Genomic DNA, 24113 nt, shown 5'->3' with positions numbered 1-24113 from the left:
CGGTAAACAAACGGGATTGTGAAATTTCGAACAGCTTTCCATGGGATCATGAGACACGGGATTAACCTTCAAGCCCGCGATCTCCACAAATATGATAAAGATAAATGGAGGGATTTAGCATGTCGGTGATCGAAAAAGATGTACAAGAAGTTAAGTCTGGATGGCGTTCTTTTACAAAAGGTAAATGGTCCAGAAAAGTAAATGTGAATGATTTCATTGAGAAAAACATCAAGCCTTATCTTGGAAAAGAAGATTTCCTTGCAGGCGCAACTCACAACACCAACGAACTTTGGAAACTTGTTTCCGAAATGACCAAACAAGAAATTGCCAACGGCGGAGTACTTGATGTGGATGTTAATACTGTATCCACAATCGTATCCCATAACCCTGGTTATATCGACAAAGACAAGGAACAAATCGTAGGCGTTCAAACCGATGCTCCTTTCAAACGTTCCGTGCAACCTTTTGGCGGTATCAAAATGATGATCGATGCTTGTAACGCATATGGATTTGAACTTCCACAAGGCATTGTCGACATGTTTACGAACATCCGCAAAACGCATAACCAAGGCGTATTTGATGCATATACAAACGATATGAGAGCAGCTCGTAAATCCGGCGTTATTACTGGTCTTCCTGATGCTTACGGCCGCGGTCGTATTATCGGTGACTACCGTCGTGTAGCCCTTTACGGTGTGGACTTCCTCATTAAAGAAAAGAAACAAGACCTTCTGAACCTTGAAGTAGATTCCATGAGCGATCATGTAATTCGTCTTCGTGAAGAAGTGTCCGAACAAATTCGCGCTTTGGGCGAATTGAAGAAAATGGCTCAAATGCATGGCTTCGATATTTCCAAGCCGGCTAACACAGCTAAAGAAGCTTTCCAATGGGTATACTTCGGTTACCTGGCAGCGATTAAAGAACAAAACGGTGCGGCAATGTCCCTTGGACGCGTATCCTCGTTCCTTGATATTTATGTACAACGTGATCTTGAAGAAGGCGTTCTGAACGAAGAACAAGCACAAGAACTGGTTGACCATTTTGTCATGAAGCTGCGCATTGTTAAGTTCTTGCGTACACCTGATTATAATGAACTGTTCAGTGGCGACCCTACTTGGGTTACTGAGTCCATTGGTGGTATGTCTGTAGATGGTACAACACGCGTTACGAAGAGCAGCTTCCGTTTCCTTCACACGCTGTACAACCTGGGTCCTGCCCCTGAACCGAACTTGACAGTACTTTGGTCCGAACAATTGCCTGAAGGCTTCAAGAATTACTGTGCGAAGGTTTCCATCGAAACCAGCTCCATCCAATATGAGAACGACGATTTGATGCGTCCGATCTACGGAGATGACTACGGTATCGCTTGTTGCGTATCCGCAATGCGTATCGGTAAACAAATGCAATTCTTTGGAGCTCGCGCTAACTTGGCAAAAGCATTGCTGTATGCAATCAACGGTGGTGTAGATGAGAAGTCCGGCGTTCAAGTTGGACCTGAACTGCCACGTATTACTTCTGAATATCTTGATTATGATGAAGTAATGAAACGGTTCCACCCTATGATGGATTGGCTTGCTAAGCTCTACATGAACACATTGAATGTTATTCACTATATGCATGATAAATATTCCTACGAGCGTATTGAAATGGCTCTGCATGACCGCGATATTCTGCGGACAATGGCTTGTGGTATCGCTGGTCTATCTGTTACAGCTGACTCCCTGAGTGCTATCAAATTCGCTAAAGTTAAAGTAATTCGCAACGAACAAGGTATCGCGGTTGACTTCGAAACCGAAGGTGAATTCCCTTGCTACGGTAACAACGACGACGCTGTTGATAACATCGCTGTAGAATTGGTTGAAGCGTTCATGACTAAGATTCGTAAGAACCATGCTTACCGTGATGCATTGCCGACACAATCCGTGTTGACAATTACTTCAAATGTAGTATACGGTAAGAAGACTGGTACTACTCCTGATGGTCGTAAAAAAGGTGAACCGTTCGCACCGGGCGCTAACCCAATGCACGGCCGTGATAAGAAAGGCGCTTTGGCTTCCCTGAGTTCCGTTGCTAAATTGCCATACGAAGATAGCTTGGATGGAATCTCCAACACCTTCTCTATCGTGCCTAAAGCACTTGGTAAAGAAGAAGAAGGACGTAAATCCAACCTTGTATCGATGCTTGACGGATACTTTGGCAGCAAAGGTCACCACTTGAATGTTAACGTATTTGCCCGCGAACAATTGATGGATGCTATGGAGCACCCAGAGAACTATCCACAATTGACAATCCGCGTATCCGGCTATGCAGTTAACTTCATCAAGCTGACTCGCGAACAACAATTGGATGTAATTAACCGTACTTTCCACGGTTCGATGTAATAATAAATTAACCAATTAATCTATACATTGACATCTATATCTCAATACGGAAAACCGTCCCTGAAAAGGGGCGGTTCAATCCGTTTTTAGAGGGATAAACGGTGGCGAAAGGGTGGCATCATATGGTAAACGGACGCATACATTCCTTAGAAACCTTTGGGACCGTGGATGGACCAGGTATTCGCTTTGTTTTGTTCATGCAGGGCTGCTTGTTGAAATGCCAATACTGTCATAATCCAGATACTTGGACACTCAACGATGGCAAAGAGATGAGCTTAGAAGAAGTCTTGTCAGAGATTGAGCCTTACCTGCAATACTACCGGACATCCGGAGGCGGTTTAACCGTTTCGGGTGGAGAACCAACGCTGCAAGCTCATTTTGTGAAGCAATTGTTCACTGAAGTGAAGAAACGCTGGAATCTTCATACCACACTGGACAGCAATGGCTATAACGAAGGTGACAGGATTAATGATTTATTAGAGGTTACGGATCTAGTACTGCTCGATCTGAAGCACATTGATGATGAGGCTCATATTAAGCTCACTGGCAAATCTAATGATCGTACCTTGAAGCTGGCTCGCTGGTTGTCAGACCATGATCGTAAGATGTGGGTTCGTCACGTCTACGTTCCAGGTATTCATGACAAAGAAGAGGACTTGCTCAACCTTGGACGCTTCATCGGGACGTTGAATGGCGTAGAGAAATTCGAAATTCTACCCTACCATCAAATGGGTATATATAAATGGGAAATGCTTGGCAAACCTTACGAATTGGAAGGTGTACCTTCTCCTACTGAGGAAGAAGTTGCACGGGCCTACCGTTTGGTTGAAGAAGGACGTAAGCAGACAGCATTGGTACTATAATTTAGTGTATATAAGAGCTGTTCCAAAGGTAGTTTTCTACTGGAGGAACGGCTTTTTTTGTTTTACCGACACCGTACAGTCCGTGACAAAAGACTCGCTCTTAGCTTTATGATGTAGAGGTTTCCTAACATTAATTACTGATTTTCAAAGCGAATTAGAGTGGTTATCTTTCAGTTGTCATTTTAAATAACATCACAATGTGATGAAATTGAAATGATTTCGCTTACATAAGAGTATTTTATCCCTATTGTAGATGAATCTTGACCTTACGGTAACCGAGAACGTTTTTTATAATGAGAAGTGTAAAGGAAATCAATATATAGGGAGGGTCACAAAAAATGAAAAAAAGTTTGACTATGCTATTGTCCTTGATTTTCGTCACCTCTGCTTTAATGACTGGTTGTGGAGGCAACAACAATAATAAGACTACCAACGCTGGGGAGGCTACAAACGCTCCGGACGCAACCAATGCTGCTGCCACAGAAGAACCTGTAAGCAGTGAACCGTTCGAGATGACTATCCGTCATACTCAAGTAGGTGCGGACAAACAGAAACGTTTGGCCATTCTGGAAGATGTAGTAGGGAAAGTTCAAGGAGAAGTTCCCGGATTGACCTTCAAGCTAGATGGAGTGGATTCCGATGTGAACCGTAAAGAGAAGCTGCGCGGTGAAATGGCGGCGGGAAATCCGCCGGAGATCTTCGATCTCTTCGGTAGTCCTGACTCCAAAATATATGCTAAAGAAAGCAAGCTGCTCGATCTGACACCGATCCTTGAAGAACTGGGCATTAAAGATAAGTTTTCTAACCTTGATCCATTCACGTATGAGGGTAAAATTTACGGATTGCCAATCGGCGGTTCCGGTGAAGGCTTCTTTTACAATAAAGGATACTACACAGAAAAAGGATGGAAAGCTCCTACTACGTTTGCTGAGTTAGAACAACAATTAGCAGATATTAAAGCAGATGGCAAAGTGCCATTAGCTGGAGCTTCCAAAGCAGGCTGGGTGCCTCTGATGCTCGCTAACCACCTGTGGTCACGTTATGCAGGTCCGGATGTGACTGCCAAGTTCCCAACGGGCGAAGCCAAGTGGTCTGATGCTAATGTGGTTAAGGGCTTCTCGAAATATAAAGAATGGATCGATAAAGGTTATTTCAAAAAAGGCGAGCTTGGCTTTGAGTATGCAGAATATACCACTCAATTTACAAGCGGTGAAGCCATCCTAATGTATGACGGAACTTGGAAGTCCTCTGTATTCAAAGCAGGTCAATCCGGTGAAGGCATGATTGGTAAAGTCGGTTTCTTCAATATTCCTCCTGTAGAAGGTGGAGTAGGCGACCAAACAGCGTTGATGCGGGATGTTAACAATGGTTATGGCTTCTCGGCTTCGGTAGCGGATGATGAGCGCCAGCTGGCTGCTGTTAAATCGTTTATCAAGAACCTGTTCAATGAAGAAATGCAGCTGCGCGGACTTGTGGAAGACGGTGTTCTACCTGCTATGAAAATTGATCAAGCCAAACTGAACTCCAGTATTACGGATGATCTGATGAGCGAGATTGTAGCGGTCCTCAACAGTTCCCAATCTTCATTCCCTGCCTTTGACTCCCTGGTTCAGGCTGACGTTACAACTGAAATCAGTAACATTCAAATTCAAAGTCTAATCGGAGGTCAGACAACTCCGGAAAAAATGGGTGCAGCCCTGCAAAAGGTACAAGAAGAAGCGAACGCAGCAGTAGAGTAAGGAGCAGTAAACTAAATGTACCCTGGCGATTGGTCCAGGGTACATTTTTTAAAATACAGGAAGTAAGATCTCTAACGATTATCGCTGAGGTCACAGTAACTGGAGGTAGTCATGAATAAAGCGCTGAAAAATCCTTTGGTCTTTACACTTTTCGTTCTGCCGGCGTTATTTTTGTTTCTGATGTTCTTTGTTTACCCAATATTCAGCTCCATTTATTATAGCTTAACCAGCTGGAACGGGGTTTCAGACACGGTTAAGTATACCGGCCTAACCAATTTCAAGAAAGCATTAGGTGATGAACGTTTCTGGATTTCGGCTAAAAATAACGGTTGGTTCATCATATTCTCTTGTTTTGTACAGGTGCCTTTAATTGTCTTGTTCTCCCTTTTAATAGCCAATGTGAAAAAGCTGAAAGGCCTATATAAAACAGCAGTGTTTATGCCTGCCATCATGTCTACAGCAGTCATCGGAATCCTCTGGGGCTTCATTTATGAGCCGAACATTGGTCTAATCAATAAAATTATTGGATTGTTTGGTGTTGATCCCATCTATTGGCTGTCGGATGAAAGATTTGCTATGTTATCCATTCTGATCACGAACGCCTGGCAGTGGACCGGATTTTACATTGTAATGGTGTTAGCTGCGATTCTTTCGATCCCAGGGGAATTGGATGAAGCAGCGAAGATTGACGGCGCTACAGGAGTCCAGCGGGCCTTACGCATTACATTACCACTCATCATGCCGATCATTTCCATCGTAATTATGCTCTCCATTGCAGGGGCGATGAAAGCAGCAGATATAGTTATCGTTATGACGAAGGGCGGACCTGCAGGCTCTACCGAGGTTATGGCGACTTATATGATTAAATATGCGATCACGAACTTTAAATATGGCTACGGCAATGCGATCGCCGTTCTGATCTTTATGTTTACGCTGGTGGTTACAGCATTTTATCAGCTGGTGATAGCCCGGCGTAACGAAAGGATTGAATACTGATGCTTCGTAACCTGAAAAAGAGTCTCCCACATGTTGTGTTATTATCGTACTTACTCGTAATCCTGTTTCCTTTCCTTTTCGTTCTATTCTCGTCCGTGAAGAAGGATAATAATGAAATTGCCTTGAATCCTTTTGGGATTCCCAAAGAATTTGTCTTCAATAACTATGTTGAAGCCTGGGTAAATGCCAAAATAAGCACTTATTTCTTCAACAGTTTGTATATCTCCATCTTTGCTTCGGTAGTAACCATCCTGTTAGGTGCTATGTTCGCGTTTGCGGTCACCCGGATGCGGCAGGGCAAATGGAATGGAATTCTCTTTTCCCTGGTACTAATAGGGATGTTAATTCCTAATAATGCGCTAATGTTACCGATATATACGATTGTCCGCAAGCTTGGAATCCTGAATACACACTGGGCTCTGATCATCCCTTATATTGCTAACGCTATCCCGTTTACCATTATTATTTTGGCGGCATTTATGCGCTCTCTACCAAGAGAAATAGAAGAGGCGGCAGTCATGGATGGCTTGAAGGCTCAGGGTATCTTTGCTAGAATTATTGTACCTCTGACGATTCCTGCCATGGTCACGGTCTTCATTGTTAATTTCCTGGGAAATTGGAATGAGTTCCTGCTCGCGAACTATTTTCTGTCTAATGATGAGCTGCGTACACTTCCGGTGGGAATGGTCCAGTTCCGCGATCAATATCAGATGAATTATGCGCAAATGTCTGCGGGTATTGTCTACAGTGTGGTGCCCGTAATTATTATTTACGCGATTTTACAGGAAAAGATCATCGAAGGCGTAACAGCGGGGGGCGTAAAAGGATAAGTTACTTCACAGTCAGGAGCATTAGCCCATGAATCTGCGTTATAAATTATTTACGGCATTTTTGGGCCTGATTATCATTCCGTTATTTATACTTAGTATGATCATGTTTTTTGTTACTTATAATTCAATTGAAAAGAAATACAGCCAGCAGTCGGAGTATTCACTTAAAGCGATTAGCTACAGTATTTCAAGTGTGTTTAAAGATATGAACAACGTGACAGACAACGGAATTGCTACCTCGGTATTTCATATGGCCCTTAGTGCAGAGGATTCCTCCAAGCAGGATTTAACTGATGCTGAGCAGTTAAGCCTGAATGCCAGTCAACGCAATTTCCGCAGCCTGCTCTATAATCATCCTTCGATCAGCTACGCTTTTTTGTACAACTTCAACGGGAAAGGCAGCTCGGAAATTGTATCGCTTTTTAACAAGGAAAATTTCCGTACCCTCCCCTATGATAAGTTCAAAGAAAGCGAGCTGTATCAGGAGGTGATGTCTCTGAATGGTGTGCCTAAATGGGTGGCGCCGCATGAGAACCCGGAACTGACCGGAACGGACCCTGTTTTTACACAAATCCGACTTGTGAAGGAGCTAAGCTTCTTTCAGAACATTGGTATTCTCGTTGTTCAAATTAAAAATTGGGAATTCGAATCGATTTTTCGCAACTTGAAGATTGGGGATAGCAATCAAAAAGTCTCTTTTATGCTTGTTAGTGACAAAGGGATGATTCTATTTGATCCAGATCGTAAGCTGGACGGACGAATGTTCCAAGACTTTACCACGAAAGAAGTTTCCTATAAAAAGGGATTTCAGAGCTTCAAAACTCAGTTTGACGGCAATAGAAGCATTGTCTCCATGTACCATCTGAAGGATTATCCCTGGAGTCTTGTATCCGTGACGTCATGGGATTCGTTATCTCGTGAGGTTACGGTTTTTGCCAGATGGTTTGTTTTTGTTATTTTCATCTGCTTTTTGGCAGCTCTAACCTTTAATTTGTTCTTCATGAATCGGATTACCGGCGGTATTGCAGTTATTGTGCGGTTCATGCGGCGTGTGGAGGACGGGGATTTAAGCAGTCGGGTAGAGGAGAAGGGCAATGATGAACTGACCCTGCTGGCAAAAGGGTTTAATGATCTCATGGATAAAATAAATCACTTGTTCAATCGAATTCACCTGGAACAACGGCGTAAAAATCAAGCGGAAATGCGGGTGCTGCAGGCTCAGATTAAACCGCATTTTTTGTTCAATACGCTGGAATCGATCAATGTATTGGCTGTGCAGAACGAGGGGCGTAAAGTTAGTGAGATGGTATACAGGCTTGCCAGTATTTTGCGCATCAGCATTCAGGACAGGGACGAAATCACCTTGGAGGATGAAATCAAACATCTTCGTAATTATCTTGATATTCAAAAATTCCGCTTCGAGGATTTATTTGACTACGAAATTGATATCCCGGAGGAGCTGAACGGCTGCGGTATATTAAAGCTCACCCTTCAACCGCTTGTGGAGAACAGTATTCAGCATGGCTTTGAGGGTATTGACTATAAAGGTAAGCTGCTGATTAGAGGCTGGGAGGACCAAGGCAACCTGATTCTGAGAATAGAGGATAACGGAATCGGAATGACCTCTTCACAACTATCCATATTTCAGTATATGGTCAGTGACAATGCCCACCCCGACGAGATGAATGAGCTGGAAGATCCGCATGGTAGCCGTGTTCACCTGGAACGCAGAGGCCTTGGAGTGCGAAGTGTGGCTGATCGCATCCGCATTGAGTATGGCTTCAGATATGGGATATTCATATGCTCCAGTCAAGGGAGCGGGACAATTATTCAATGCGTCATACCTAAATACGGGCAGGGGGAAGACCACAATGCTAAAAGTATTACTGGTTGACGATGAAGCGCCCATTCTTAATAATCTGAACAGAGTCCTGCCTTGGCAGGACATGGGCATGGTAGTTGCCGGAATGGCCCGCAGCGGTATGGATGCCCTACGCATTGCGGAGGAGGAACATCCTGATCTAGTGCTCTGCGATATTCGAATGCCTGTGATGGATGGGCTAACATTCGTTGGAAAGCTGCGTGAATTGGGCTTGAACAGCGAAGTGCTGCTGATTACAGGCTACCAGGAATTTGATTATGCACGAGAAGCTATTCGGCTCGGGGTAAAAGAGTACATTTGCAAGCCCATTCATTACGAGGAATTGGGGAATAAGCTCAGGGATATCGGTGTGCAAATTCGCAGCAGACAGTATAAAGATAAATTGTATAACAGTATCCCCATGTTCCAAGTGATCCCCGCAGCAGAAAGTGAGCATAACAAGAAAACGACAGAACAGCTGATGAATACGGCGGTTCAATATATAACCGAGCACCTGAATTTAGACATTGGTATAGATGAAGTGGCCCATAAGCTGGGGATTAGCGGGAGTTATTTTTGCTTGTTATTCAAGAATCGGTTTGCGATGACTTTTGTGGAATATGTAACGCTACAACGAATGGAAGCTGCCAAATTCATGCTGGTGCATAGCGATAAAAGTATCACCACGATCGGATCCGGAGTAGGTTATCATGAACGGCGTTATTTCACAAAGGTATTTCAGAAGCAAAACGGCATGTCACCTAAGGAATACCGGGATCTAAAACGGGCAGAAGCACGCTGAGCACAGCGGTATAACGCACGTAATTATCAATTGTTTTACATGGAGCAGACGATTATCCCGGATTTTCAGGGTGAAATCGTCTATTTTTATGGCAAGTTCCCTGTATTTACTAGTATTTTTACATAATATGAAACTTTTTCGGATTAGGCGCGTCTAATACTGTGTTTGTTAAAAAGAGAAAATGGCAATAATGATCTGCCGCCTTTTTATAGCGGCTTCATTTTTGCTTGGGATATAAGAGATGTACGGCCGGGAACCTTGCATGATCTTATATTTACAAAAGGAGCAGAAGGAGTCATACAATGGATTTTAAAAAACTAACTTTAATTGCTGTACTTGCGGTATCACAGGCCGCTACGGCGATCCCTGTCTTTGCGCAGGCTGACACCACAACAACAAATGTTGCAACGGCCACTTCAACAGAATCTACACCGCCGCCAGGAGTCGTGGTGGATACACCAGGAACTACACCTCTTCCTAGTGCAACGCCTGTTCCAGGTACAACAGCTGGACCGACAGTAGCTCCAACAACAGTGCCTACAACCGTACCGACACCATCACCAAATCCTGTAATTCCCCCTACGGTTACCACGGGTGGGACGCAGCTTATCTTAATGATGAACAGCAATAAAATGTATATGAATGGTACCGAATATATCGCGAATCAACCCATGACTGTCAAAAATGGTGTTTCCAATGTCTCCATACGTGCGATGGTTGAGCGTGTGGGTCTCCAGTATATGTACGATTTCAAAACCAAAGAAACAATTATTACGAGTGGCAGTAATATATTGCGCTTTAAGACAAATAGCAAGATTTATACGGTAAATGGCAAGCCGGTTACAATGAAGGGCCCAGCATATCAATTTAACAATACTTTTATGGTTCCTTTGACTTCGATTACAGCGGCTTTGGGAATTCCTTATACCGTTGATAATGTACTGAAGAGAGTGATTTTAACACTATCTACTAAACCAGTTGCTTCGTTTACTGTTCAGCCTACGGAGATTTTCGCAGGTCAAACCACTGTAAATTATATTACCAAAAGCTCATCACCATCCGGTGCGGCCATCGTGAATGAACGCTGGGAAGGCCGTCAGGACATCTTCGAGCAACCGGGCAGCTACGTAGTTTCCTATTATGTAATGGATGCTAACGGTCAATGGAGTGCGCCGTATTTTCAGACAATCACTGTATTGAAGCCTAATGAAGCTCCTGTAGCTAACTTTGTGACAGACAAAGAAACATATAAGATTGGTGAATTGGTCAACATCACGAATCTGAGTACCGATGATGGAACTGCCCCTTTAACCACGGAATGGAACGGAAATGCTTTGGCTTATTTTTACCCAGGTCCTGTTACTATTTACTTAACAGTTACTGATAAACAAGGCCTTAACAGTACTGTCCAAAAGACCATTACCATCACGGATGAGGTACTCTACAATCAAGATGACTTCAATAAGCTCTTTATGCCGGTAGGGGCTACTTATTCAATGGACGGAAGTAAGATTCCGACTTGGAGCAAGGTGCAATATACCGCCGGTTCCGAGGCTACTACATTGATCCGCAGTAACAGCCCTGAGACCGTGTACAGCGACGGAATTGTATATCGCGAGACAGCCTTCGGTGATACACGTTTTATGGTTCATCATAAGAATATGACCGGAAAAAATGTAAAGATGTACGTGATTGCTACCAATACAGGGTTATGGCCGACCACATTGACCCTCAAGAATTCAGGTTTTGGCGGTCCACTTGATATTCCTACGGCAACAGGCAAAAAGTCGGTAGAAAACTACTACCAATCCTTGCTTTTGAACAGACCCTTTAACAATATCATCCTGAAGCCAGGTGAAAGTATCCCGATTCTTACGGAAATCAGTAACGTTACAATGAAGCCGGGTCAGGTGGTATCCCTGTTGTCTGATGTATTCAGCGACTATGCCCTGCAATATGATATCGTGATGATTGATGCTAACAAAAATGTGCTGCAAAGCTTGCCTTTCTTGAACTTCCTGGATCGGGACGGTGTGCATAACCGAGGCACTTACCCTAATGCTACTCGATTAATTGAGGTACAGGATGTTCTGGGTCTAACGCCATCCAGATTGCTGCTTGGGGATAAAACGGATGATCCCAATTTGATTGGTATGGACGCTTTAACTGGTACTGAAGCGTCCAACTCCGGTAATTTCGGAGTCGTCTACAAAATCAAGTTAAATCATGTAGCCCCTAACACACTTATTACCTTCAATCCGCGTGGAGGGAAATATCAAGGTCCTATGCTGGTCAACGGACAAATTGTTCAGGCACCGACAACAGGAACTATCGATGCTCCTAATCAGAGCAGTGTAGTATATCGAACTGGAGATTTTGAGCAAACCGTCGAGATTGTGTTCAGCGCAGCCTCAGGCAGTAACCTGCCGGTAAACCTTCTGTTTATGCCGCTACCACCTAAAAAGTAAGGTAATACAATCCCGGACTTATTCCGCTTAATTATCTAGCCCATGTTGACAGCTGTAATAGCTGTTAATGTGGGCTTTTTACATTGAGATTGATTGACGGGGCTTTTTTTTTCGGGCATTATAAAGGAAGTGTTAACAAATGTATGGGAGATGAGCGTATGCTGTCGACAGAACAAATTCTTGAAGTCATGTCGGGGCAGGGACTGCGAATCACCGACCAGCGCAAAACGCTTGCCAAGTTATTCGGGGAAAACTCAGGATATTTGTCTGCAAAGGATGTATATGAACATATGGGCCGTAAATACAGCGGGCTTAGCTTTGATACTGTGTACCGGAACCTGCGGGTCATGGAGGAGCTAGGGGTGCTTGAACAGATCGTTTTTGAAGACGGTGTCAAGTTCAAGGGAAGCTGCAATGAGAACCACCACCATCATCATATGATTTGTCTCCAATGTCTGAAAACCTATCCCATTTCCTTCTGTCCGATGAATATGACGGAAACTCCGGACCAGTTCCGGGTAGTCAAGCATAAATTTGAGGTGTTCGGTTACTGCAGAGAATGTGAAGAGAGCCGGGAAGATGAGGCAGTTGCGGCAGCACCTTCCAGAGAGGGTCAATAAAATGGGGATCGGAAGCAGAACAGTTCAGGTTCCTATTCGGGTGTACCGTAAGTACATCTCCCCTTTGAAGCCGGCTACCTGCCGATTTTATCCTACCTGCTCCGCCTATGCACTTGAAGCGGTGGAAATACACGGTCCGATCAAGGGTTCCTGGCTTGCCGCCAAGCGAATCGCAAGATGTCATCCCTTTAATCTGGGAGGACTTGACCCTGTACCCCCTCTCGAAGAAAAGTCACCCAAGAACGGTTCTTCACCCATCACTTGACATGATGGGTCCCCATTGGGTATATTTTCACTAATAGCTATATTCCAACGAACGGATGAGTAAATCGGGATGACCTTTTCAGAGAGCCGGTGAGAGCTGAAAGCCGGTAAGGACACCTTGTTGAAGATGGTCCGGGAGGAACTGTATTCGAGCCATAGACTATAAGTTAGTAGTCTTGTGTAAGATAACGGCGTGTTCCAGCGTTAATGGGCAGTTCGTTTGAACTGGTGAAGCCTGATCTCTGCGAAGAGACAGGGAATTTTGGGTGGTAACGCGTGAGTTTACTCTCGCCCCATATAAGGGGGCGGGAGTTTTTTGTCTTTTTAAAGAAGAAAGGATGACAATAATGAGTCAGAAGAAGACCTTTTATTTAACAACACCTATCTATTATCCGAGTGACAAGCTGCATATAGGGCATGCATATTCTACAGTAGCTGGTGATGCAATGGCCCGATATAAGCGCCTGCGCGGCTACGAAGTGCGTTATTTGACTGGAACAGATGAACATGGACAAAAGATTGAACGAAAGGCAGAGGAAGCAGGGAAGACCCCGCAGCAGTTCGTGGACGATATTGTTGTTGGAATTAAAGAACTGTGGCGCAAGCTGGATATCTCTAACGATGACTTTATTCGGACTACAGAAGAACGGCACAAGACAGTGGTTCAAGAAATCTTTGACCGGTTGTTGAAGCAAGGGGATATCTATAAGGGTGAATACGAAGGCTGGTACAGTATTCCTGACGAGACCTTCTATACAGAAACTCAGCTAGTCGATATTGTACGTAATGATGAAGGAGCTATTATTGGCGGGAAAAGCCCGGATAGCGGTCATCCTGTTGAATTGGTAAAGGAAGCAAGCTACTTTTTCCGGATGAGCAAGTATGCGGATCGCCTGTTGAAATATTACGAGGATAATCCTGACTTTATTTTGCCGGAATCCCGCAAGAACGAGATGATTAATAACTTTATTAAGCCAGGTCTGGAGGACCTTGCGGTATCCCGGACAACGTTCGACTGGGGTGTAAAAGTTAAAGGTGATGAGAAGCATGTTGTCTACGTGTGGATTGATGCTCTAACCAACTATATTACCGCTTTGGGTTACGGTTCTGAGGATCGCAGTTTGTATGACAACTTCTGGCCTGCAGACGTACATATTGTGGGCAAGGAAATCGTACGCTTCCATACCATCTACTGGCCGATCATCCTGATGGCATTGGGCGAACCTCTACCGAAAAAGGTTTTCGCACACGGCTGGTTATTGATGAAGGATGGCAAAATGTCCAAGTCAAAGGGCAATGTAGTAGATCCGGTAACTCTGATTGATCGTTATGGTCTCGATGCTCTTCGTTATTATTTGTTGCGTGAGGTTCCCTTTGGTTCAGACGGAACATTTACACCGGAAAGTTTTGTTGACCGCATTAACTATGACCTGGCTAACGACCTTGGAAATCTGCTGAATCGTACAGGCGCTATGGTTGAAAAATATTTTGGCGGAGTGCTCCCTGCTTATGAAGGAAATGTTACAGCGTTCGACAATGAACTGGTAACAGCTGCTCAGAATACTTATGCCAAGGTGGAAGAAGCCATGGAGACCATGGAGTTTTCCGTGGCGCTCACGGCTATTGGAAGCTTCATTAGTCGGACGAACAAGTACATTGATGAGACACAGCCATGGATACTTGCCAAGGATGAGAGTCGAATTGCTGAACTTGCGTCTGTGATGAGACATCTCGTGGAAGGATTGCGGACGGCCTCCATTCTGCTCCAGCCGTTCTTGACAGAAGCGCCGGCTAAGATTTGGGAACAGCTTGGAATTGTTAAGGGTGAGATGACTACTTGGGACAGCGGCAGAACGTTCGGTCAGATTCCTGCAGGAACACAGCTGGTCAAAGGCAGCCCGATTTTCCCTCGTCTGGATGTAGAGCAGGAGGTAGCCTTTATCGCCGAAGCGATGGGTGCCGGTAAACCGGCTGTTGTAGAGACTCCAACAGATGCTGTTAGTGCTCCAGCCTCAGCAGCGGAAGGGTCCGAGACCGAAGAAGAACACAAAGATGAAATTGGCATCGATGATTTTGCGAAGGCGGAACTGCGTGTAGCTCAAGTCATTTCAGCTGAGCCGGTGAAAAAAGCCGATAAGCTGCTGAAGCTTCAGCTTGATCTCGGCTATGAGCAGCGTCAAGTAGTTTCGGGTATTGCCAAGTTCTACACTCCTGAAGAGTTGGTTGGACAAAAAGTAATTTGTATCGTCAACCTGAAGCCGGTGAAACTGCGCGGTGAATTGTCGCAAGGGATGATTCTAGCAGCATCCAAAGGGGATCAACTTACGATTGCTACGGTTCCTGACAGCATGCCTAACGGAGCCATTGTGAAGTAATAGGTCACTCAGTAAAAGCGGTTCGGTCTATTGACTGAATCGTTTTTCTACGTTATAAATACGGGGGACAATTTTTGGACGGTTGACTTATCGTAACGATTACTATTATACTACTAATAGTAAATATTACGATTTAAGGAGTCGATAGTGATTATGAATTCAACTGTAACGCGTAGGGGGTTGCTCTTATTTGCGCTAATGCTAGTATTAATTGCTACTGGTTGCGGGGCAAAAAGCAGCGGAAGTATCATAGAAGGCAAAGTGAATGTGGTTACTAGCTTTTATCCTATATATGAATTTGCTAAGGAAATTGGCGGAGAAGACGTTAATGCGATTAATCTGCTGCCAGTTGGGGTGGAGCCGCATGATTGGACTCCGCGCAGTCAGGATATTGTGAACACGTCTAAAGCGCAGCTGTTTTTATATAATGGAGCCGGGCTTGAGGGTTGGGTTCCGAACTTCCTGAAGGGTCTTGATAGCGGATCAGGAGTTCAGGCCGTTGAAGTCAGCAAAGGCATTGATTTAATTATGACGGATGAAGAAGATGAACATGGGCATGAGGCAAACGAAGCTGTCGATGAGCATGACAGCGAAGAAGTTACAAATGAGGATCACGCTGATGCGGGAGACAGCCTTCATACCGATCCCCACACCTGGGTAAGTCCGAAATCAGCGCTTGTAATGGCTGAAAATATTAAAAACAGTCTGCAAAACGCGGACCCTGCTCACAAAGAAGGTTATGAAGAACGGTATACTGTACTTGCAGATCGTTTGAAGAAACTCGACAGTAAATTTGTAGAGGAACTTGGTAAGCTTCCAAACAAGGAAATCGTTGTTTCTCACCAGGCTTTCGCTTATCTGTGCCGTGATTATGGTCTGACACAACATGCGATTATGGGACTGTCCCCGGATGCGGAGCCGCGGAGCCAGGATATTGTGGATTTGGCGAATACGGTCAAAGAAGAAGGCATTCGTTATATCTTTTTTGAAGAATTAGTATCAGACAAATTGGCGAAGACGCTGGCTAATGAAGCTGGAGTGTCAACGATGGTGCTTAATCCTGTAGAAGGATTGACAGAGGATCAGGCGAAAGCAAATGATGATTACTTCACACTGATGGAGAAAAATTTGCAAAATCTGATTCTGGCCTTAAAATAAAAGGAAAGCTATGAAGAAAGGCGGAAAATGTATGCAACCGGTATCCTTGGACTGCCATCAACATATGATTGAAGTACAGGATCTGTCCTTTTCCTATGGAGAGCAGAAGGTCATTTCCGGTCTGAATTATACGGTGAAGGAGCGCGACTTCGTTGGAATTATCGGTTCTAACGGAGCCGGGAAAACAACGCTGCTCAAAATGATCGTCGGTTTGCTTCCGGCAACCACCGGTGAAATCAGGCTCTTCGGAGAACCTGCGCGTAAATTTAAAGACTGGGAGCGGATCGGTTACGTTCCGCAAAAGAATGCTTTTAACCCGTTATTTCCCGCAACCGTACGTGAAGTAGTCCAATCGGGTCTATACAATAACAAGAATTTGATCCGCCGGGTGTCACGGGCTCAGCAGCAGCAATGTAATGATGCACTTGAGGTGATGCGGATTCAAGATCTTGCGGAGAAAAGAGTCGGGCAATTGTCGGGTGGACAGCAGCAGCGGGTATTTTTGGCCAGAGCCCTGATTAACCATCCTGATTTGCTGATCTTGGATGAACCCACCGTTGGGATTGACGCCGAGACCCAAGCCGGATTCTTCGATCTGATCACCCATATGCACGCCCATCACCACATGACTTTTCTTATGGTGTCGCATGATATCGAGATGATCCGTAATTACCTCGGCCAAGAGCCTGTACAGTGTAACGGTAAAATAAACTTCTACTCCCGCCACTCGCATGAGATTCAGGACTGCGTCGAGGAGAATCTGCAGCACACCTTGTCTTAGAGTAAAATATAGCTTTTTCACGAGGCGTTGTGATTGTTTGCCAACGAATTGGCTTATGCTTGAGGTAGGAGTAAGCGGACTCCAAAGCCCTTATTCTCAGACTTTGAGTCATATGGATCGGCATGCGGACACAGGTGCCGCTATTTCATGATTTAAGGCTCTATTCAACGTGATTTCTACTCAATAGCGGATTCTGAGTCCGCATAAGTAGAAAATTGCGATATTTCGAGTAAATAGTGTCTTCTGTGTCCGTAACGTTATATGTTTAAGATACCCGTAGGATTTAGTCTTTGACCTAGGAGTTCCCTTGCGTTTGATTGTTTCAGGTTATCCATAGTACAACATAGGATGACTTTTGGGTTTTAGTCTTTTGGTCTTAATCTTTTGGTCTTAATCTTTTGGTCTTAATACGTATGTAGATCCCGCAGTAGTTAAGCGTGTCCCTTCGGGGACGAAAAGCGATCCTCGCTCTAACTCATCCAGAAACAAGAAACCGTTCATCTCACGCCAGTTGCCCTTAGCGGGTGTCCAGAGGGTGCAACCCTTGGGGCCCTCCCTTAGAAGGGAGGGTTTGGGAGGGATGAAGAATGGAGAATTTGAATTGGAAATCCTATTTAGCGATTTTTTTCAGCGGGCGCTTGCGGGCGGCCTGCTGATTGGTATTACAGCGCCGCTCATAGGCGTTTTTCTTGTGCTTAGACGCCTGTCAATGATTGGGGATACCCTTGCCCATGTAACCATAGCCGGGGTGGCGCTGGGATTTTTGACAGGATTTTATCCTCTAGGCGCAGGACTAATCTTTGCAGTATTAGCTTCTTTTGCTATCGAGAAGCTTCGCAGAGCTTATAAAAGCTATGCCGAGCTTTCCATAGCCATAATCATGTCAGGCGGTGTAGCCCTAGCTTCACTCTTTTTTACATTAGGGAAGGGTTATAATGCGGATGTCATGAGCTACCTGTTCGGCAGTATTTATACGTTGAATAATACGGACTTGGTAATCGTAGGAATCGTAGCTGTTACTGTTGTGCTTGTGGTCACGCTGTTTTTCAAAGAATTCTTCTTACTCAGCTTTGAAGAAGATGCCGCCAGTGTTAGCGGACTGCCCGTCAAAATGCTCAATATGCTCATTACAATTCTAACGGCGCTTGTAATAAGTACTGCTATCAAAATCGTGGGTTCACTGCTAGTATCAGCATTATTGACGATCCCCGTAGCTATAAGTTTGCTGCTCTCTCGCAGCTTTAAATCGTCGGTCATTCTCTCCATTATTATTGCGGAGATCGCCGTTGTTGGCGGGTTGGTCGTGGCAGGAATATGGAACCTGGCCCCAGGTGCAACGATTGTACTGCTGCTGATTGCTATCTTAGCACTTACACTCATTGGCAAAAAGGGCCTGCCCTCTTAACCTAAACATAGCATTCGAAATGGAGAAAGGAGAGCTGCCACTTTGTCAAATATTAACGCAGGAATAGCCTTTGCTGCTGGATTAGCGTCTTTTATTTCACCTTGTTGTCTGCCGCTCTATCCTTCTTATTTATCCTATATTACGGGATTATCTGTACAGCAGCTAAAAACTGGAGGCAACACAAAAGAGGTCCGTTTCCGGACACTCACTCATACGTTGGCCTTTATTCTTGGCTTTTCGGTTGTCTTTTACACGCTTGGTTTTGGAGCAGGTCTGTTCGGACAATTCTTTAATGAACAACGTGATCTAATTCGCCAATTGTCAGCGATACTCATTATCGTGATGGGGTTATTTCTGCTTGGCATATTCCAACCGCAATTTTTACTGCGCGAACGAAAGTTGGATTTGAAATGGAAACCCGCAGGATACATAGGTTCCTTTGTATTTGGTATTGGCTTCTCTGCAGGGTGGTCGCCTTGTATTGGGCCAATCCTGACCGCGATTATCGCTCTTTCGGCAAGTGAACCTGGTACCTGGTTTACACTTATTACAGCCTACAGCCTTGGATTTGCCATACCCTTCTTCGCACTGGCCTTTTTCCTTGGCGGAGCAAGACGTATTCTCAAATACTCGGGCCTGTTAATGAAGATTGGTGGAACTTTAATGATTGTGATGGGAGTCCTGCTGTTCACGGATCAGATGTTTAAAATAACCATTTGGCTGCAGGGAATCACCCCGACTTGGATGAAATTCTAAATGATGCTGCCGTCTCAACTACTTAAGTGAAATAATCGATTCCCGCTTCCGGGAAATGTTCAAAAATCCGCTCTGTGATAAATTCACGCAGGGCGGTTTGTTGTTCATCCGGGTATACATACTTGTTTTGGCCCCAGCGGCCCCATTTTTTCTTGCGCTTCTCAATGTCCATTTCCAGCTTGGATTTAGGATAGCGTTTCTCTATAACAGTCTTAGCTGTTTTAGTGAACCGGTGCTGAATCATTTCAAAGGTTAGGCTTTTTCCGGCTTCAGGGGGCAGTGTTTCAGCTAACTTGTGCAGCAGCTCAGCGTAGCCCTTCTCCCAGCCCTCATGCCAAATAATCGGGGCAATGATGAAGCCCAGAGGATAACCCGCTCTAGCAACCTTACCGGCAGCCTCTATTCGTTCCTCAAAGCTAGAGGTAGCAGGTTCGAAATTCTTAATCACGTAGTCAGCATTTACACTAAAGCGGATGCGGGTATGATCATTGTGCTTCAAGATTAGTAATGGCTCAACATGCTGATATTTGGTGACAAAACGAAGGCGTCCGAGCGGCTCGTTAGCCATAAAGGTAATCAGTTCTTCGAGAGAACCGGTGATATGTTCGAGCCCTAACGGGTCCGAAGTACAGGCTGCTTCAAACGTCGTAATTTCTGGCGTTCGCTCTTCGATGTACTTTTTGGCGGCATCCATTACATCACCTGTATTTACGTAAACCCGAATATAAGGTTTTGCTCCTAATGTGGTTTGCAGGTAGCAATAATGGCAGTGACCCATACAACCCGTTGCAATCGGAATCGCATAATCGGCAGACGGCTTGGACTGATCGAAGGTCAGAGTTTTTCGGAGGCCAACTACAAGCGTTCTTTTGGCAATTTTATATTGCTCAGCTTCGGTTTCACCTGGGAAATTTAAAATTCGATTATGTGACGTCGTCATGCGGTACTCGATATTATGGGCCTTGACCCATTCCATAATACGTTCACCTTTAGGATATTGGAGCGAATCCGGCTCGAAAAAAACTAATTCGGGAATAAAGAGGCCGGTGGGCTTTCTTTTACGTTTAGCAGGAGGGAGCTCAGGCGTCACCACAGTCATACGTTCACGCTCCTTAAGTGGAATAACATTAATCTGCGCTTTTCGGCAGCGTTGAAACCATGGCAATGATGTGCAGAAGCAAGTGTTAAGCCCTCAGGACTTGCCAAGGTGCGGTGGGAACATGTATCATTGTTAGAGCAAGGTTTGGCCCTCGCGCCATGCTTATTTATAGAAAAGAGGTAAAATTTGATGCCAACACCCAGCATGGAGGATTATTTGGAACGCATATACAAGCTCATAGACGAGAAAGGTTATGCGCGGGTCTCGGATATTGCCGAGGGACTAGAAGTACACCCCTCCTCTGTGACCAAGATGATCCAAAAACTGGATAAGGACGAATATCTCATCTATGAGAAATATCGTGGGCTTGTCCTAACCACCAAAGGTAAAAAAGTAGGGAAACGTCTTGTTGACCGTCATCAACTGTTGGAGGAATTCCTTGGTCTGATCGGGGTACAACAGGAGAATATTTATAGAGATGTAGAAGGAATCGAGCATCACTTGAGCTGGGATTCCATTACACGCATAGAAACCCTGGTAGAATATTTCCGCCGTGACGAGGCGCGTCTCCAGACTTTATATGATATTCATCTTGAATTGGTCAGCGATACTTAAATCTGGGGTTCAGCGCAACCTTTTACCATTTTTTACGTCAAAACGGTATTGTCCTTTCTAAGGATGATGCCGTTTTTTTGTTATATTTTTTGATTTGGGGAGGAAATAATGAATTACCGTAAATGGATAGTAGGACTACTGCTGATCGTATTGTGCTTGCCCCTTTTATCGTCTGGTGCCCGTGCAGCTACTGCCGTAATAACGATTGAATTAGATGGAAGAGCATTAACTGGTGATGTGAACCCATATATAACTACTACTAATGTTACTATGGTTCCGTTGGGAATTATTAGTCAGGGTCTAGGTGCTGGTGTTAGCTGGGATCAAGCAACCAAGACCGTAACTATTACTCAAGATCAAACCGTTCTTAAGTTAGTGAATGGAAAAAAAACCGCGCTAGTTAATGGTTCATCAGTCGTTCTAGAAACTTCTGTACAGATTAAGCAAGGGCGGATCATGGTGCCACTACGCTTCGTAGGGGAGCAGCTAGGGCTGCAGGTAGTATGGAACCAGGCTGCGAAGCACATCTCTTTATTCTCTAATGCAGAACCGCCACAGGTTCAAGATCCGGTCACACCTACTCAGCCCACATTACCGACAGTGCCTACTCCATCCAAACCAACCCTTCCGACCCTACCAGGAACGAAAACTGGAAAAGCTATGAAGGGAGCTTGGGTATCTACAGTGTATAATCTGGACTGGCCTTCGGTGTCCTCGGCAGGGAAGATAGATAAGCAGAAGGCAGAGTTTGACAGCTTACTGGATAAGCTGAAGTCTGTAGGATTTAATGCTGTATTCGTGCAGGTTCGACCTTCTGGTGACAGTCTCTATCCTTCAACGATTGTACCTTGGTCTAAAGTGCTGGCGGGTACACAGGGGAAAGATCCCGGATATGATCCGCTTGAATATATGGTTGGAGCAGCACATGAGCGAGGCATGCAAATTCACGCCTGGTTCAACCCTTTTCGGGCAACAACAGATTCTTCTACAACTACTTTGGCAAGCAATCACGTCGCAAAAGCCCATCCGGAATGGATTGTGAATGCGGGTGGTAAGTTATATATTAATCCCGGGATTCCGGAAGCACGCCAGCAAATTATAGATACAGTAATGGAAGTTGTTGAAGGCTACAAAATAGACGGGGTACATCTGGATGATTATTTTTATCCTTCCGGTGTAGCGTTTGCAGACGATGAGGCCTACAGAACGTATAACTCAACTACTTTAACCACTAAAGACAACTGGCGCCGAGATAACATAAATGATTTTGTCCGTCAGTTGGGGGAACAGATACATGCCGTTAAGCCATCCTTGTCGTATGGCATCAGTCCGTTTGGAGTATGGAGAAACATAAAAATGGACAGTACGGGTTCCGATACGAAAGCAGGAGTAACCGCGTATGACAGCATGTATGCCGACGTTAGGACTTGGATTTCTCAAGGCTGGATCGATTATGTCGCCCCACAAATCTACTGGAGCTTGTCTTTCGAGACCGCACGTTATGATAAATTGGTGGATTGGTGGGTAAATGAGGTCCGCAACAGCGGTGTGAAGCTATATATTGGTATGGCCTCTTATAAGGTAGGGACTGATAAAAGCCCTGAGTGGCAAAGCGGGCTGCAAATTATCAATCAATTAGAATATAACGATTTGTATAAAGAAGTTGAAGGTAGCATTATGTTTAGAGCGAATGATATTACGGTGAGAGATCCATTTGGACTTGCCAGCTTATTAAGCTTTTATTTTCAATCTTAATTTCACCTATAAGAAGTCATTAATTACCCTCCGTGTTCATAGATAAGCAGTAGAATCTATGGGAACGGGGGATTTCTGCATGGAGATCAATGCTGTATTTGAGGGTGGTGGGGTAAAGGGGATTTCTTTAGCAGGAGCGGTGCAGGCAGCCGAACATGCCGGAGTCTCTTTCCAAAGAGTAGCGGGCACTTCCTCCGGGTCAATAGTCTCCGCAATGCTTGCAGCCGGTTACACCGGGAAAGAGATGAGTGACATTATTCGCGGAACCTCTTTTACCTCTTTTCTAAAGAGGGCACCTCTGTACAATACACCGATTGTAGGTCCTGCGCTGCGTGTGATGCTGAAAAAGGGATTGTACTCCGGCGAGGCCTTGGAATCGTGGATACGCGGTATTCTGCGCCAACGTGGGATTGTTACCTTTCGTGATCTGCCTTCAGGCAAACTGTCTATTATCGCTTCGGATATTACAAATGGTAGAATTGTGGTATTGCCCGAAGGGCTGAAGGATTACGGGATATCACCTGACCAATTTGAAGTTGCCAAAGCCGTTAGAATGAGCTGCAGTATCCCTTATTTTTTTGATCCCGTGTTGCTGCGTTTAAATGGAGAATTTGCAAAGGGTAAATCTTTTCCTGAACAATTTGTATACACAGTGGATGGAGGTTTGCTAAGCAATTTTCCGATGTGGTTGTTTGATGAACACGAGAATCGTAAGAAGATCCCCGTCCCCACGGTAGGATTTCAAATGATCGGCAAAACAGATCCGCAGCCTCATCGGATAACCGGCCCGGTCACTATGCTTCAGGCAATGGTCGGAACCATGCTGTCCGCTCACGATGAACGGTATATCGAGCAGGAGAAATTTGTACGAACAGTGAAAATCCCCACGTTAGGCGTCGGTACTACCCAATTTGAAGTTACAAAGCTACAAAGTGATGAGCTGTATGCGTCCGGATTCAAGGCGGGGAAAACATTTTTCCGTGAGTGGAGAACTAAAAGGTGAGATGTTATTTAGAAACCAGACGGCTCATTTAGGCTTAATCGTTTTTCAACACCATGGGGTGCAATGGTTCACCCCGGGGAAATCCATCACCTTCGTACCTTGGAATAAGGTGCATATGGTAATGGGTAAGGTCGTTAAATTTCCCGCCATCTTGACAAATTCTTATGCCGTCAGGTTTAAGTATTGGACTGAAAAATAAAGTTGTAGACTAGGAAAATAAGTGTTAGACTGCCGAAGCCTCATTAAGCTAACGGGCAGCATTCCTATTATGAAGAAATATTGGGTTTGAGAAACAAAAAGACTCCTTGGTAAGATGTAAGAGGATCTCAGTTGCTGGCCAGC

19 protein-coding genes and 1 pseudogene are annotated in these 24113 nt (G+C 44.7%); 18 read left to right on the top strand and 2 right to left on the bottom strand.

The genetic code is table 11. The features are described from left to right. The first annotated feature begins 119 nt into the window (after positions 1-119). The 15 genes from pflB (at position 120) to J2T20_RS21700 (ending at position 19299) form a co-directional block, all read left to right on the top strand. The gene (gene pflB, locus J2T20_RS21770) at positions 120-2381 is read left to right on the top strand and encodes a formate C-acetyltransferase (RefSeq protein ID WP_307591485.1); all 2262 of its coding nucleotides are present in this window, start codon (positions 120-122) and stop codon (positions 2379-2381) included. A 122-nt stretch (positions 2382-2503) separates the two neighbouring features. Then, positions 2504-3244: a pyruvate formate-lyase-activating protein gene (gene pflA, locus J2T20_RS21765; RefSeq protein ID WP_307591539.1), complete on the top strand. Its 741-nt coding sequence runs from the start codon at positions 2504-2506 to the stop codon at positions 3242-3244. Positions 3245-3582: 338 nt separating this feature from the next. Beyond that, on the top strand, positions 3583-4983 hold the full coding sequence (locus J2T20_RS21760) for an extracellular solute-binding protein (RefSeq protein ID WP_307591483.1): 1401 nt from the start codon (positions 3583-3585) through the stop codon (positions 4981-4983). Positions 4984-5094: 111 nt separating this feature from the next. Continuing rightward, positions 5095-5979 carry a carbohydrate ABC transporter permease gene (locus J2T20_RS21755; protein ID WP_307591481.1) on the top strand — a complete coding sequence of 295 codons (885 nt, stop codon included), beginning with the start codon at positions 5095-5097 and terminating at the stop codon, positions 5977-5979. After that, positions 5979-6809, top strand: coding sequence for a carbohydrate ABC transporter permease (locus tag J2T20_RS21750; RefSeq protein ID WP_307591479.1), 831 nt, complete (start codon positions 5979-5981; stop codon positions 6807-6809). Before J2T20_RS21755 ends, J2T20_RS21750 begins: the two co-directional genes overlap by 1 nt. Positions 6810-6837: 28 nt before the next feature. Further along, positions 6838-8703 carry a cache domain-containing sensor histidine kinase gene (locus tag J2T20_RS21745; protein WP_307591476.1) on the top strand — a complete coding sequence of 622 codons (1866 nt, stop codon included), beginning with the start codon at positions 6838-6840 and terminating at the stop codon, positions 8701-8703. Continuing rightward, positions 8681-9472 (top strand): response regulator transcription factor, encoded by a 792-nt coding sequence (locus tag J2T20_RS21740; protein WP_307591474.1) that lies wholly within the window; start codon positions 8681-8683, stop codon positions 9470-9472. The genes J2T20_RS21745 and J2T20_RS21740 overlap by 23 nt, the downstream gene beginning before the upstream one ends. 302 nt (positions 9473-9774) lie before the next feature. Continuing rightward, positions 9775-11940, top strand: coding sequence for a stalk domain-containing protein (locus tag J2T20_RS21735; protein ID WP_307591472.1), 2166 nt, complete (start codon positions 9775-9777; stop codon positions 11938-11940). A gap of 158 nt (positions 11941-12098) precedes the next feature. Beyond that, the gene (locus J2T20_RS21730) at positions 12099-12560 is read left to right on the top strand and encodes a Fur family transcriptional regulator (protein WP_307591470.1); all 462 of its coding nucleotides are present in this window, start codon (positions 12099-12101) and stop codon (positions 12558-12560) included. A gap of 1 nt (position 12561) precedes the next feature. After that, positions 12562-12825 (top strand): membrane protein insertion efficiency factor YidD, encoded by a 264-nt coding sequence (gene yidD, locus J2T20_RS21725; protein WP_307591468.1) that lies wholly within the window; start codon positions 12562-12564, stop codon positions 12823-12825. Positions 12826-13171: 346 nt separating this feature from the next. After that, entirely contained in the window at positions 13172-15199 is a 2028-nt protein-coding gene (gene metG / locus J2T20_RS21720; protein WP_373457841.1) for a methionine--tRNA ligase, read from the top strand. A gap of 153 nt (positions 15200-15352) precedes the next feature. Next, positions 15353-16357, top strand: a complete 1005-nt coding sequence (locus J2T20_RS21715; protein ID WP_307591464.1) for a metal ABC transporter solute-binding protein, Zn/Mn family — start codon at positions 15353-15355, stop codon at positions 16355-16357. Positions 16358-16388: 31 nt separating this feature from the next. Then, complete coding sequence (locus J2T20_RS21710) at positions 16389-17138, top strand: metal ABC transporter ATP-binding protein (protein ID WP_307591462.1); 750 nt, start codon at positions 16389-16391, stop codon at positions 17136-17138. 601 nt (positions 17139-17739) lie between these two features. Beyond that, positions 17740-18543: a metal ABC transporter permease gene (locus J2T20_RS21705; RefSeq protein ID WP_307591537.1), complete on the top strand. Its 804-nt coding sequence runs from the start codon at positions 17740-17742 to the stop codon at positions 18541-18543. A gap of 42 nt (positions 18544-18585) precedes the next feature. After that, positions 18586-19299 carry a cytochrome c biogenesis CcdA family protein gene (locus J2T20_RS21700; protein WP_307591460.1) on the top strand — a complete coding sequence of 238 codons (714 nt, stop codon included), beginning with the start codon at positions 18586-18588 and terminating at the stop codon, positions 19297-19299. Positions 19300-19321: 22 nt separating this feature from the next. Here the strand turns inward: J2T20_RS21700 and splB are convergent, their stop codons facing one another. Beyond that, entirely contained in the window at positions 19322-20398 is a 1077-nt protein-coding gene (gene splB / locus J2T20_RS21695; protein ID WP_307591457.1) for a spore photoproduct lyase, read from the bottom strand. A 189-nt stretch (positions 20399-20587) separates the two neighbouring features. On the opposite strand from splB, the gene mntR reads away from it, so the two are divergent. The 3 genes from mntR (at position 20588) to J2T20_RS21680 (ending at position 23771) form a co-directional block, all read left to right on the top strand. After that, positions 20588-21013, top strand: coding sequence for a transcriptional regulator MntR (gene mntR, locus J2T20_RS21690; protein WP_036657610.1), 426 nt, complete (start codon positions 20588-20590; stop codon positions 21011-21013). Between the two features lie 108 nt (positions 21014-21121). Beyond that, the gene (locus J2T20_RS21685; RefSeq protein ID WP_307591455.1) at positions 21122-22768 is read left to right on the top strand and encodes a family 10 glycosylhydrolase; all 1647 of its coding nucleotides are present in this window, start codon (positions 21122-21124) and stop codon (positions 22766-22768) included. Between the two features lie 79 nt (positions 22769-22847). Then, positions 22848-23771 (top strand): patatin-like phospholipase family protein, encoded by a 924-nt coding sequence (locus J2T20_RS21680; protein WP_307591453.1) that lies wholly within the window; start codon positions 22848-22850, stop codon positions 23769-23771. 8 nt (positions 23772-23779) lie between these two features. Here J2T20_RS21680 and J2T20_RS25850 read toward each other — a convergent pair. After that, positions 23780-23955: pseudogene (locus J2T20_RS25850) on the bottom strand (HIT family protein); the annotation flags it as partial. Positions 23956-24113 lie beyond the last annotated feature (158 nt).

This window comes from Paenibacillus wynnii (assembly GCF_030812855.1).
GTDB classification, from domain to species: Bacteria; Bacillota; Bacilli; order Paenibacillales; family Paenibacillaceae; genus Paenibacillus_AQ; species Paenibacillus_AQ wynnii_A.
The sequence above is the reverse complement of the archived record's forward strand: the minus strand, read 5'-3'. Positions and strand labels throughout refer to the sequence as shown.

Bases quoted from the DNA above. Each gene is read 5' to 3' on its own strand.
- pflB (WP_307591485.1), top strand. From the start codon at position 120: ATGTCGGTGATCGAAAAAGATGTACAAGAAGTTAAGTCTGGATGGCGT.
- pflA (WP_307591539.1), top strand. From the start codon at position 2,504: ATGGTAAACGGACGCATACATTCCTTAGAAACCTTTGGGACCGTGGAT.
- J2T20_RS21760 (WP_307591483.1), top strand. From the start codon at position 3,583: ATGAAAAAAAGTTTGACTATGCTATTGTCCTTGATTTTCGTCACCTCT.
- J2T20_RS21755 (WP_307591481.1), top strand. From the start codon at position 5,095: ATGAATAAAGCGCTGAAAAATCCTTTGGTCTTTACACTTTTCGTTCTG.
- J2T20_RS21750 (WP_307591479.1), top strand. From the start codon at position 5,979: ATGCTTCGTAACCTGAAAAAGAGTCTCCCACATGTTGTGTTATTATCG.
- J2T20_RS21745 (WP_307591476.1), top strand. From the start codon at position 6,838: ATGAATCTGCGTTATAAATTATTTACGGCATTTTTGGGCCTGATTATC.
- J2T20_RS21740 (WP_307591474.1), top strand. From the start codon at position 8,681: ATGCTAAAAGTATTACTGGTTGACGATGAAGCGCCCATTCTTAATAAT.
- J2T20_RS21735 (WP_307591472.1), top strand. From the start codon at position 9,775: ATGGATTTTAAAAAACTAACTTTAATTGCTGTACTTGCGGTATCACAG.
- J2T20_RS21730 (WP_307591470.1), top strand. From the start codon at position 12,099: ATGCTGTCGACAGAACAAATTCTTGAAGTCATGTCGGGGCAGGGACTG.
- yidD (WP_307591468.1), top strand. From the start codon at position 12,562: ATGGGGATCGGAAGCAGAACAGTTCAGGTTCCTATTCGGGTGTACCGT.
- metG (WP_373457841.1), top strand. From the start codon at position 13,172: ATGAGTCAGAAGAAGACCTTTTATTTAACAACACCTATCTATTATCCG.
- J2T20_RS21715 (WP_307591464.1), top strand. From the start codon at position 15,353: ATGAATTCAACTGTAACGCGTAGGGGGTTGCTCTTATTTGCGCTAATG.
- J2T20_RS21710 (WP_307591462.1), top strand. From the start codon at position 16,389: ATGCAACCGGTATCCTTGGACTGCCATCAACATATGATTGAAGTACAG.
- splB (WP_307591457.1), bottom strand. From the start codon at position 20,398: ATGACTGTGGTGACGCCTGAGCTCCCTCCTGCTAAACGTAAAAGAAAG.
- mntR (WP_036657610.1), top strand. From the start codon at position 20,588: ATGCCAACACCCAGCATGGAGGATTATTTGGAACGCATATACAAGCTC.
- J2T20_RS21685 (WP_307591455.1), top strand. From the start codon at position 21,122: ATGAATTACCGTAAATGGATAGTAGGACTACTGCTGATCGTATTGTGC.
- J2T20_RS21680 (WP_307591453.1), top strand. From the start codon at position 22,848: ATGGAGATCAATGCTGTATTTGAGGGTGGTGGGGTAAAGGGGATTTCT.